This is a genomic window from Janthinobacterium sp. GW821-FHT03C08, from assembly GCF_059420905.1.
On sequence record NZ_JBWKUP010000010.1, the window covers coordinates 194,890 to 206,609 of the forward strand.

General features: G+C 65.5%; 10 protein-coding genes. 6 read left to right on the plus strand and 4 right to left on the minus strand.

The window, feature by feature from the left end; genetic code table 11:
• Positions 1 to 23 precede the first annotated feature (23 nt).
• The 4 genes from AC07VL_RS16275 to AC07VL_RS16290 are packed head-to-tail and all read left to right on the plus strand — an operon-like array spanning position 24 to position 4,398.
• A complete protein-coding gene (locus tag AC07VL_RS16275) occupies positions 24 to 1,391 on the plus strand; it encodes a TadA family conjugal transfer-associated ATPase (RefSeq protein WP_494806777.1) in 1,368 nt (455 codons plus the stop codon).
• Between the two features lie 10 nt (positions 1,392 to 1,401).
• On the plus strand, positions 1,402 to 2,376 hold the full coding sequence (locus AC07VL_RS16280; RefSeq protein ID WP_494806778.1) for a type II secretion system F family protein: 975 nt from the start codon (positions 1,402 to 1,404) through the stop codon (positions 2,374 to 2,376).
• Between the two features lie 17 nt (positions 2,377 to 2,393).
• Complete coding sequence (locus AC07VL_RS16285; protein ID WP_290607579.1) at positions 2,394 to 3,341, plus strand: type II secretion system F family protein; 948 nt, start codon at positions 2,394 to 2,396, stop codon at positions 3,339 to 3,341.
• Positions 3,342 to 3,354: 13 nt separating this feature from the next.
• Positions 3,355 to 4,398, plus strand: a complete 1,044-nt coding sequence (locus AC07VL_RS16290) for a LytR C-terminal domain-containing protein (protein ID WP_494806779.1) — start codon at positions 3,355 to 3,357, stop codon at positions 4,396 to 4,398.
• Between the two features lie 6 nt (positions 4,399 to 4,404).
• Here the strand turns inward: AC07VL_RS16290 and AC07VL_RS16295 are convergent, their stop codons facing one another.
• The 3 genes from AC07VL_RS16295 to edd form a co-directional block, all read right to left on the minus strand.
• Positions 4,405 to 4,926 (minus strand): Rhs element Vgr protein, encoded by a 522-nt coding sequence (locus AC07VL_RS16295; protein WP_494806780.1) that lies wholly within the window; start codon positions 4,924 to 4,926, stop codon positions 4,405 to 4,407.
• 181 nt (positions 4,927 to 5,107) lie between these two features.
• Positions 5,108 to 5,737: a bifunctional 4-hydroxy-2-oxoglutarate aldolase/2-dehydro-3-deoxy-phosphogluconate aldolase gene (gene eda / locus AC07VL_RS16300; protein ID WP_071322430.1), complete on the minus strand. Its 630-nt coding sequence runs from the start codon at positions 5,735 to 5,737 to the stop codon at positions 5,108 to 5,110.
• A 3-nt stretch (positions 5,738 to 5,740) separates the two neighbouring features.
• Positions 5,741 to 7,654 (minus strand): phosphogluconate dehydratase, encoded by a 1,914-nt coding sequence (gene edd, locus AC07VL_RS16305; RefSeq protein ID WP_494806781.1) that lies wholly within the window; start codon positions 7,652 to 7,654, stop codon positions 5,741 to 5,743.
• Positions 7,655 to 7,989: 335 nt separating this feature from the next.
• On the opposite strand from edd, the gene pgi reads away from it, so the two are divergent.
• Together pgi and AC07VL_RS16315 are read left to right on the plus strand one after the other, a co-directional pair.
• Positions 7,990 to 9,654, plus strand: coding sequence for a glucose-6-phosphate isomerase (gene pgi, locus AC07VL_RS16310; RefSeq protein WP_494806782.1), 1,665 nt, complete (start codon positions 7,990 to 7,992; stop codon positions 9,652 to 9,654).
• A gap of 9 nt (positions 9,655 to 9,663) precedes the next feature.
• The gene (locus AC07VL_RS16315) at positions 9,664 to 10,560 is read left to right on the plus strand and encodes an SMP-30/gluconolactonase/LRE family protein (protein WP_494806783.1); all 897 of its coding nucleotides are present in this window, start codon (positions 9,664 to 9,666) and stop codon (positions 10,558 to 10,560) included.
• Positions 10,561 to 10,631: 71 nt separating this feature from the next.
• Here the strand turns inward: AC07VL_RS16315 and AC07VL_RS16320 are convergent, their stop codons facing one another.
• The gene (locus AC07VL_RS16320; protein ID WP_290607565.1) at positions 10,632 to 11,585 is read right to left on the minus strand and encodes a chemotaxis protein; all 954 of its coding nucleotides are present in this window, start codon (positions 11,583 to 11,585) and stop codon (positions 10,632 to 10,634) included.
• Positions 11,586 to 11,720: the final 135 nt, after the last annotated feature.

Consider the following 11,720-nt stretch of genomic DNA (forward strand, 5'->3'; position numbering starts at 1 on the left):
CCCCCCTTTACCGGAGACCGACCATGACTGCCGAAAAACTCACCCTGCGGGACCGCCTGGGCTACGCCCAGGATGACGCCTGCCTGAATGACGCTGCCGCGCACCAGGGCGCAGCCAGCCAGAGCTACCAGCAACTGAAGCACCGCACCCACCAGGCGCTGCTCGACCGCGTCGACCTCGAAGGCATGCAGCGCCTGTCGCGCGAGCAAATCCGCGACGAGCTGAAAATCCTCGTCAGCGACGTGCTCACGGAAGACAACGTGGTGATCAACGACCTGGAACGGCGCTCGCTGATCCGCGACATCCAGGACGAAGTGCTGGGCTTCGGCCCGCTCGAACCGCTGCTGGCCGACCCCAGCGTGTCCGACATCCTCGTCAACACCTACCGCCAGGTGTACGTCGAGCGCCACGGCCGCCTGGAGCTGAGCGACATCTGCTTCACGGACGACGCGCACCTCATGAAGATCATCGACAAGATCGTCTCGCGCGTGGGCCGGCGCATCGACGAATCGAGCCCCATGGTCGATGCGCGCCTGCCCGACGGTTCGCGCGTCAACGCCATCATCCCGCCGCTGGCCATCGATGGCCCCGTGATGTCGATCCGCCGCTTCTCGGCCCAGCCCCTGCGCCTGGCCGACCTGATGCTCAAGCACAGCCTGACCGAGGAAATGAGCACCATCCTGCAGGCGCTGGGCAAGGCCAAGATGAACATCCTCATTTCGGGCGGCACGGGTAGCGGCAAGACCACCATGCTCAACGCGATTTCCGGCTTCATCAGCACGGCCGAGCGCATCGTCACCATCGAAGATGCGGCCGAGCTGCAGATGCAGCAGCCGCACGTGGTGCGCCTGGAAACGCGGCCGCCCAACATCGAAGGCAAGGGCGAAGTGACGCAGCGGGCGCTGGTGCGCAATGCCCTGCGCATGCGCCCCGACCGCATCATCCTGGGCGAGGTGCGCGGCGCCGAGGCGCTCGACATGCTGGGCGCCATGAACACGGGCCACGAAGGCTCGATGGCCACCATCCATGCCAACACGCCGCGCGATGCGCTGACGCGGCTGGAGAACATGATCAGCATGGCTTCCGCGGCCCTGCCCGTGAAGGCCATGCGCCAGCAGATCAGTTCGGCCATCAGCGTGGTGGTGCAGGTATCGCGCCTGACGGACGGCAAGCGCAAGGTCACCTCGATCCAGGAAATCACGGGCATGGAAGGCGAGATGATCACCATGCAGGAGATCTTCACCTTCCGCCAGACGGGCATCGGCGAGGATGGCACGGTGCAGGGGCATTTCCATGCCAGCGGCGTGCGGCCGCGCTTCCTGGAGCGCCTGCGCGCCTTCGGCATCAACCTGCCGGAAACCCTGTTCGATCCCGCCCGCCAGTACCACTAAGGGGAACATCATGGACTATCTGTACTATGTCTTCGCCATCCTCACCTTCATCGCCGTGGTGCTGCTGATCGAGGGACTGTACCTGGTGTGGAACAGCTCGCGCGGCCCGGAAGCGGAAAGGGTGGCGCGCCGCCTGCGCATCATGTCGGCCGGCGCGCATGGCGACACGGGCAGCTCGATGATCAAGAAGCGCCTGCTGAGCGACACCCCGGCCCTGCAGCGGCTGCTGCTGAGCGTGCCCCGCGTGCATGCGCTCGACCGCCTGCTGGAGCAGTCGGGCCTGACCTGGAGCGTGGCCAGCTTCGCCGGCGTGATGCTGGCGTCCGCCGGCGCCGCGTTCCTGCTGCTCAGCTATTTCAGCGTGCCGTGGGCGCTGCGCCTGCCGCTGGTAGCCGGCGCCGCCTTGCTGCCGCTGCTGGTGGTCCTGCGCGCCAAGGCCAAGCGCCTGCAGCGCATCGAGCAGCAATTGCCCGATGCCCTGGACCTGATGGCGCGTGCCCTGCGCGCCGGCCACGCCTTCCCCACGGCCCTGAAAATGGTCGGCGATGAAATGAATGCACCGCTGGCCGTGGAATTTCGCGCCACCTTCGATGAAGTCAATTTCGGCATCGCCATGCAGGATGCCCTGATGAACCTGGCCACGCGCGTGCCCAGCACGGACTTGCGCTATTTCGTCATCGCCGTGCTGATCCAGCGGGAAACGGGCGGCAACCTGGCCGAGCTGCTCGACAGCATCAGCCGCATCATCCGCGAACGCATCAAGCTGCTGGGCCAGGTGCGCGTGCTGTCGGCCGAAGGCAGGCTGTCGGCCTGGATCCTCTCGCTGCTGCCCTTCGGCGCGGCCGCCATGATCCACCTGACCAATCCGCAGTTCCTGGAAATGCTGTTCGTCGACCCGGGCGGCCGCAAGATGCTCGTCGGCGCCCTGCTGCTGATGGTCTGCGGCGTCTTTGTCATGCGTAACATCATCCGCATCCGCGTCTGAGCGCAAGGAGCACTGTCATGAACCCCGTGAATATCGCCTTTCTCGCCCTGCTCTTCATCGCCGTGTTCGGCACGGCGCTGGTCGCCCTGCGCAGCTTTTCGCCGGACCCGCTGCGCCAGCGCATCGACAGCGCCGCCGGCAAGACCGGCCCGTCGCCGGGCGCCGCGGCGCCGAATCCCTGGCTGGCGCGCATGGTGCGCCTGACGGGACCGCTGGCCAAATTGTCGCTGCCCGACCAGGGCTGGGAAAACTCCGTGATGCGCCGGCGCTTCATGAATGCCGGCCTGCGCCAGGCCTCCACGCCCATCCTGTTTTTTTCCGCCAAGACCATGCTGGCCATCGGCCTGCCCCTGCTGCTGTTCCTGGGGCTGAGCGCGTCCGGCCATCAGATGGCCGGCAAGGCGCTGCTGTTCTGGCTGCTGGCCGTGGCCGCCCTCGGCTACTACCTGCCCAACTTTGTCCTGCAGCAAATGATCAAGCGGCGCCAGCGCGATATCTTCGAAAGCTTTCCCGACGCGCTGGACCTGATGACAGTGTGCGTGGAAGCGGGCCTGGCCATGGATGCGGCCCTGGCCAGGGTGGCCTCCGAGATCGCCCTGAAAAGCACCGTGCTGGCCGAGGAACTGCACCTGGTGATACTGGAACTACGCGCCGGCAACACCAAGGAGCGGGCGCTGCGCAACCTGGCCCTGCGCACGGGCGTCGAGGATGTCGACGCGCTGGTGGCCATGCTGATCCAGGCCGAGCGCTTCGGCACCAGCATCGCCGCCTCGCTGCGCGTGCAATCGGACCAGCTGCGCACCAAGCGCCGCCAGCGGGCCGAGGAAGAAGCGGCGAAGATCGCCCTAAAGCTGCTGTTTCCGCTGATTTTCTTCATCTTTCCCTCGCTGCTGGTCGTCCTGATGGGGCCAGCCTTCCTGCAAATCTACCGCGTGCTCCTGCCCAGCATGGGCAGCGGCAGCTGATGGGAGAAACGCCATGTCACAGCACACCTCATTGATGCTCATGCTGGCCTGCGCCGGCCTGCTGCCCGCCTGCGGCCACCTGCCCGGCCCCGCCAGCCAAGGCCTCCGCGATGCCGCGCCGCAGGCGCGCGGCGAGGACAGCGCCGCCACCCGCGCTGCCGCTTACTGCAAGCTGGGCCGGCGCCTGCAGGAACTGGGCGACGCGCGCGCGGCGCTGGCCGCCTACCGCGACGCCCAGCTGCTCGACCCGGCCTCGTCCGATGCCCGCAATGGCGCCGCCGTGCTGCACGCCCAGCTGGGCCAGCTGGAAACGGCGCGCACCATGCTGCAGGCGCTGGCGCAAGAGGCGCCCACGGCCAGGACCTACAACAATCTCGGCTACGTGCTGTACCTGCAGGGCGACTACGCCCAGGCGGCCAGCGTGCTGCGCCAGTCGCTGCAGCTCGACAACGGCCAGCAGCCGGCGCGCGCCAACCTGGACCTGGCCATCGCGGCGCTGGCGCGCAGCGTGGGCACGCTCGATGCGGCCACGGAAGCCGTCGCGCCCGACCTGGCGCCCACGCCCACGCCCGCGCCAGCGGCGCCGGCCAGCCGCCTGCAACTGACGCAATTGCAGCCGAACGTCTTTGCCCTGAGCTGGCGCGACGCGCCCGCGGTGGCCAGCGCGCCGGTGCAGGCAGCCACAGCGAAGGCCATGCCCACGCCAGCGGCAACGGGCAAGGCCAGGCTGGAAGTCATCAATGGAAATGGCGAAACGGGCCTGGCGGCACGCATGCGCAGCATGCTGGGCGGCATGGGCATCAGCGTATTCAGGCTGGGCAACCAGCGCCCCTACGGGCAGCAGACCAGCAGCATCGTCTACCGGCCCGGCCATGCGGCCGAGGCTGCCGCGCTGGCGCAGGCGCTGGGCGGCATGCCGCAACGACAGGCAGAGACGGACGGCAGCACGGGCCTCGGCGCCAGCGCCGACCTGCGTTTGCTGCTGGGCAAGGATGCCGTGGCGATCGCCGGCCTGCATGCGCCAGCGCCGCTCATGGCGTCGAACCTGGCGCCGTAACGACGCTCAACGGGGCAGCAGGCCGCGGTCGGCGGGATCGAGCAGGAAGCCCTGCAGGATGTCCTGCAGCTGCGGCAGCTGCGCCACGTAGGCGGGGATGCCCAGCTGGCGCGCGCCGAAATAGTGGGCGATGATGTCGCCCTGCTGTTCCATGTTGAAGTCGGACAGCACACCGCCCGCCTGCGCATCGTAGCGGTAGGCGCGCTGGGCGATATAGCCGCCGCGCAAGGCCAGCAGCGCGCCATGCAGCAGCACGCTGTAGCCGAGCTGGTACTGCCACACGTGCACCATTTCATGGATGAAGAACAGCTTGCCGCCGTTGCCCTCGCGGGAAAAATCGTCGCGGTACTGGGCCGGCATGAAGTACAGGCTGCCGCGCGGCGTCATGGCCGTGTTCTGGTCCTGCAGGCCAAACGGCAGAAAGGAGCCGCGCACGACGCGCACGCGCGCATAGTCGATGGCGTCCTGGAAGACGCCGCGGGCCATGGCGGTTTCGCCGATGGTGAGAGGGCGGCGCAAGACGCGCATGGCACTCCGTCAAAAGAAAGAAGCGGCAAGCACGCAAGCTTGCCGAATACTGCAACTGCAAGTACCTGACAGAAGCGTAACGAGCGGCAGTGATTTGTGGCTAAGAAGCGCAACCGTACTCTGGTACGGTGAGCATCGCAGGCCGCAAAGCACGACGCGCAGTAGCTTATGTCAGGTACGGCTAAGCGGAGCGCAGGCCGCTGGCAGCCTTGGCGATTTCCGTGATGCGGTCCCAGTTGCCGGCCGCGATCGCGTCTTTCGGCGTCAGCCACGACCCGCCCACGCAGGCGACGTTCTTGCACGCCAGGAACTGCGACGCCGTTTCCTGCGAGATGCCGCCCGTCGGGCAGAACGTCACGTCCGGCAGTGGGCCGTAGATGGCGTTGAGCATGCCGATGCCGCCCGCCGGCACGGCCGGGAACAGTTTCAACTGCTGGAAGCCGTTTTCACGCGCCGCCATCACTTCGCCCGGCGTCATCACGCCCGGCAGCAGGGGCAGGCCGCTGCTTTTCGCCGCCGCCACGAGGGCCGAGGTCAGGCCTGGCGAGACGCCGAACACGGCGCCCGCATCGCGCGCCTGGACGAATTCCTCGGGACGCGTCAGGGTGCCCACGCCGACGATCGCGCCCGGCACGGCCGACATGGCGCGGATCGCTTCCAGGCCGTGTTTCGTGCGCAAGGTTACCTCCAGCACGCGGATGCCGCCCGCCACCAGCGCGCGCGCCAGCGGGACGGCGTGGTCAGGGTCGTCGATCGCGATCACGGGGATCACGCTCGAGGTGCGCATAATTTCCAGTAGTGTCATGGTCATCTCTTATTTCCTTGCCAAAAAGTCTTCATCGGAACCGGGCACAGTATCGCCGACATTGTCGGCATCGTGCAAGGCAACCGTGGTGGGAATCGGCGACGGCAGGCCGAAGGTGGTGGCACCCTCTTCCGCCGCGCTGACGGTGGAACGGAACATGGAGAACAGCTCGCGGCCCATGCCGATGTGATTCGGCGACAAATCTGCCGTGACCAGCGAACGGGCGTGCCAGACGTCGGCCGGCACCAGCGCCTCCAGCACGCCGGTAAACGCGTCGAGGCGGATGATGTCGCCGTCGCGCACGAGGCCCAGGGGGCCGCCGGCGAGGATTTCCGGCGACACGTGGATGGCGGCAGGCACCTTGCCCGACGCGCCCGACATGCGGCCATCCGTGACCAGCGCCACGTGGCGGCCCGCATCCTGCAGGTTGGCCAGCGCCGGCGTCAGCGCATGCAGTTCCGGCATGCCGTTGGCGCGCGGGCCCTGGAAGCGCAACACGGCGACGAAGTCGCGGTCCAGCGATCCCGCCTTGTAGGCAGCCATGAAATCTTCCTGCGAATTGAACACCAGCGCCGGCGCTTCCACCGTGCGGTGCTGCGGCTTGACGGCCGATACCTTCATGACGGCGCGGCCCAGGTTGCCCGCCACCAGCACCATGCCGCCGTCCGGGGCGAACGGGTTCGAGGCCGGGCGCAGCACGTTCTCGTCGGCGCTGGCGGCCGGCGCATCTTTCCAGAAGACCTTGCCGTCTTCGCCCAGGAACGGTTCCTGGCAGTGCGCGCGCAAGCCGTGGCCCAGGATGGTGTTGACGTCCTCATGCAGCAGGCCCGCATCGAGCAGTTCGCGGATCAGATAGCCCGTGCCGCCGGCCGCGTGGAAATGGTTCACGTCCGCGTCGCCGTTCGGGTAGATGCGCGTGAGCATGGGCACGATGGCCGACAGTTCGTTGAAATCGTTCCAGTCGATGACGATGCCGGCCGCCTTGGCGATCGCCACCAGGTGCAGGGTGTGGTTGGTGGAGCCGCCCGTGGCCAGCAAGCCGACGACGGCGTTGACGATACATTTCTCGTCGACGATGTGACCGACCGGCAGGTAGCTGCTGCTTTGCGCCGTGATGGCGGCGGCGCGCTGGGCGGCGGCGCGGGTGAGCGCATCGCGCAGCGGCGTGTTCGGCGTGATGAAGGCGGCGCCCGGCAGGTGCAGGCCCATCACTTCCATCAGCATCTGGTTGCTGTTGGCCGTACCATAAAAAGTACAGGTGCCCGCGCCGTGGTAGGCTTTCGACTCGCCTTCGAGCAGATCTTCGCGCGTGGCCTTGCCTTGCGCGTACAGCTGGCGCACCTTGGCTTTTTCCTGGTTCGACAGGCCCGACGTCATCGGACCGGCCGGCACGAACACGGCGGGCAAGTGCCCGAAGTGCAGCGCGCCGATCAACAGGCCCGGCACGATCTTGTCGCACACGCCCAGGTACAGGGCCGCGTCGAACATATTGTGCGACAGCGCCACGGCCGTCGACATGGCGATGGTGTCGCGCGAGAACAGCGACAGTTCCATGCCCGGCTGGCCTTGCGTCACGCCATCGCACATGGCAGGCACGCCGCCGGCGAACTGGGCGACGGCGCCCACTTCGCGCACGGCTTGCTTGATGATCTGCGGAAAGCCTTCAAACGGCTGATGCGCCGACAGCATGTCGTTGTACGAGGACACGATGGCCACGGATGGCTTCTTGTACTCTTTCAGCGACAGCTTGTCGTTGGCGGGAAAGGCGGCAAAACCGTGCGCCAGGTTGGTGCACGACAGGGCGCCGCGCTGCACGCCCTGGATGCGGGCCGCATCCAGATGCGCCAGATAGGCGCCGCGCGATGGCCGGCTGCGCGCGATGATGCGCGCTGTTACGGATTCGACTACTGGATGCAGCGCCATATGAATTTCCTTAAAAATGAGTATTTCGTGAAATTTTACTACAAAATGGTGAAGAAGAAGCACTCTTGCGTGGGCCAACAGCACAAATAAGCCACGGATTGCGGCGTATCAAGGCAAACCCGGGCAATATCGCGTATCAGCACCCGCCAAGCCATCTCTTACATGCCACTGGCACAATCGCTAAAAAAGCACAACAAAATCAGCTCTGCGTCACAAACTGTAGTGAAATTACGTTTTTCTGTTGTATTATTCTCATACCAACGCCGGAACACCTGTTCGCCACACCGAACGCGCCGCGCTCCCTTCAACCGAGACAAGCACCCAAGCCGACCGCCATGCGCCAGCCAGCACCTATTCCCGCCATCACCGCCACCGCCAGTTTCCAGTCCCTGCAGGCGCATAGCGCCAGCCTGCGCGACGTCCATTTGCGCCAGCTGTTTGCGGCCGACCCGGCGCGCTTTGCCAGCATGACGGTCGATGCGGCCGGCCTGCTGCTCGATTACTCGAAGAACCGGGTCGACGCCACCACCATGGCCCTGCTGATGGACCTGGCCCGCGAACGCGGCGTGGAAGCGCAGCGCGAAGCCATGTTCACCGGCGAGAAAATCAATCTTACCGAACATCGCGCCGTTCTGCATACGGCCCTGCGCGCGCCGCGCGGCACGCCGCTGGTGGTCGACGGCCAGGATATCGATGCCGATGTGCAAGATGTGCTGCAGCGCGTCAAGGCGTTCACGGACAAGGTGCGCAATGGCAGCTGGCTCGGCTACACGGGCAAGCCCATTTGCGACATCGTCAACATCGGCATCGGCGGCTCGGACCTGGGGCCGAAAATGGCTTGCCTGGCCCTGCGCTCCTACGCCAACCCGGGCCTGGAAATGCACTTCGTCTCCAACGTCGACGGCCATGACATGGAAGCGACCCTGTCGAAAGTCGATCCTGAAACGACCCTGTTCATCGTGGCGTCGAAAACCTTCGTGACGGCTGAAACCATGCTCAACGCCAACACGGCGCGCGCCTGGTTCCTGCTGGAAGGCGACGAAACCGACTTGGCCAAACATTTTGTGGCCGTCTCGACGAATACGCAAGCCATCGTCGACTTCGGCATTTCCCCGGACAATATGTTCCCGTTCTGGGACTGGGTCGGCGGCCGCTACTCCGTCTGGTCCTCGATCGGCCTGGCCGTGGCCCTGTCCGTGGGCTTTGAATACTTCAGCGACTTCCTCGCCGGCGCGCATGCCATGGACCAGCATTTCCGCCAGGCCCCGCTGGAAGACAATATGCCCGTGGTACTGGCCATGGTGGGTTTCTGGAACCGCCAGTTCCTCGACTGCGGCTCCGTTTCCATTGCCCCGTATCACCAGGACCTGAGCCGCTTTGCCGCCTATCTGCAACAGCTGGACATGGAAAGCAACGGCAAGCGCGTCACCAAGGATGGCGTGCCCGTCGACGTGCCCACAGGCCCCGTCATCTGGGGCGACTGCGGCACGAATGCGCAGCACGCGTACTTCCAGCTGCTGCACCAGGGCACGGACATCACGCCCATCGACTTCATCGCCGCCCTGCGCGCCACGCATGACTTGCCGGGCCACCACGACGCCCTGCTGGCCAACTGCTTTGCCCAGTCGGAAGCCTTCATGACGGGCAAAACGGGCGAGGAAGTGCGCCTGGACCTGCAGGCGCAAGGCTTGCCGGAGAACGAAATCGAGGCCCTGGTGCCGCACAAGACTTTCCCCGGCAACCGCCCCAGCAACACCATCCTGATGGACCAGCTGACCCCGACCACCCTGGGCGCCCTGATCGCGCTATACGAACACAAGACCTTCGTGCAGGGCGTCTTGTGGAACGTCAACAGTTTCGACCAGTGGGGCGTGGAACTGGGCAAGGTGCTGGCGAAGAAAATCCAGGCCGAACTGACGGGCGAAGCCCGTCCCGACCACCACGACAGCTCGACCAATGGCTTGATCGCGCTGGCACGCGCGGCCAAGGCAGCTTACTAAAAGAGATAGATGAATATTTACGAAATCAAGGTCGTCAGCGACAAGCCCATGCAGGTGGGCGAATGCCCCCTATGGCATGGCAAGGAAGCGGCCCTGTACTGGGTCGACATCGATGGACGCGCCGTGCACAAGCTGCACCCGGCCAGCGGCAGGCATGAACAATGGGACATGCCGACGGAACCGTCGGCGCTGGCCATCAACGCGGGCGGCGGGCTGATCGTGGCCCTGCGCAGCGGCTTTGCCCACCTCGACACGAAGACGGGCAGCCTGGCGGAAATCGCCCCGGCGCCGTTCGACATGGCCACCACGCGCTTCAACGATGGCAAGGTCGATCCGGCCGGCCGTTTCTGGGTCGGCACGATTTTCGAGCCGCGCAGTGCCGATGCGGCGGAAATGTTCGTGCTGGAAAAGGGCAAGGTGCGCAAGGTGTGGTCAGGCGGCATGACGGTGTCGAACGGCCTGGGCTTTTCCCCGGACAAGCGCACCATGTACCACGCGGATACCACCACGCACCGCATCGACCGCTTCGACTTCGATGCGGCCACGGGCGCCATTTCTGAACCGCAACCGTTCCAGCGTTTTTCCATGGACAAGAAGGCGGCGGATTACGGCGGACGCCCCGATGGCGCGGCCGTCGACAGCGAAGGCAATTACTGGTCGGCCATGTTTGAAGGCGGCAAGATTTTGCGCTTCGCGCCGGACGGCCACCTGCTGGGCGAAATCGCCGTGCCCGTGCGCTGCCCCACCATGGTGACGTTTGGCGGCCCCGACCTGCGCACCCTGTACATCACCAGCGCCAGCCACAACCGCTCTGCCGCCGAGCTCGCCGACTACCCGTTGACGGGCCACGTGCTGTCCGTGCGCGTGGACGTGGCCGGCCAGCCGGAAACGCCTTACCAGGCGTAATCGCCTGTCAGCATGAAAAAAGCGCCGGGCCCTTGCGGGTACCGGCGCTTTTTCACAGGCGGCCGCGCAGATCAGCGGGCCAGTACCTTGCGGATCGTCTCGGCCAGTTCCGCCGCCACGAACTTGGCCACGTAGCCATCGGCGCCCACGCCCTTGACGTGGTCTTCGTTGGTCGAGCCCGTCAGGGACGAGTGGATCACCACGGGAATGGTGGCGAAGCGGCCGTCGTTCTTGATGTTGCGCGTCAGGGTAAAGCCATCCATTTCCGGCATTTCCAGGTCGGTCAGCACCAGCGCGACCTTGTCTTTCGCCGTCTTGCCTTCCGCGGCCGCCTGGCTGGAAATGGCTTGCAGGCGCTCCCACGCTTCCTTGCCCGTCTTGGTCATGATGAAGGGCACGCCCATGGCGTCCAGGCCCTTTTCGATCAGCGAACGGGCCAGCGAGGAATCATCGGCCGCCAGGATCACGGCGCCGGCCGGCAGGCGTACCTGCGGGCCGATGCTGTTCTCGTCCACGTCCGGGTCGCCCGACGGCAGCACGTTGCGCAGGATCTGCTCCACGTCCAGCACCTGCGCCAGGCGCGTCTTGTCCGTGTCGCCATCGAGGCGCGCGATGCTGGTGACGAGACCGCCACCGACGCTCGATTCGGCCGACAGCACCTGGTTCCATTCCAGGCGCACGATTTCATCGACTTCTTCCACGGCAAACGCCTGCGTCGAGCGGGCAAATTCCGTCACCATCAAAATCTTCAAGCCATTGCTCTTGCAGCCGACCGCCATCGGCAAGTCGATCACGGGCACGATCTGGCCGCGGATATTCACCACGCCCAGCATGTGGGGGTGGGAACCGGCTACGGCGGTGATGGCCGGCATTTCCATGATTTCACGTACCTTGAACACATTGATGCCGAACAGTTCGCGGCTGGTCGAGTGATCGCTGGTGCCCAGCTTGAACAGGAACAGTTCGAATTTGTTATTGCCTGTCAGGCTGGTGCGTTCATCGACATCTTGCTGCATTGAATTCATTGTGTCCCCTTGAGCCGTCTTGTAAAGTTAAGTCTGCCTATCCGCGATGCGGACCAGGCTGACTGCATGCCGCATGGGCGTCGGGAGGCGGATTCGGGGCATGGCCGGCGCTAACGTTGCAGCAGTGTGATCGTG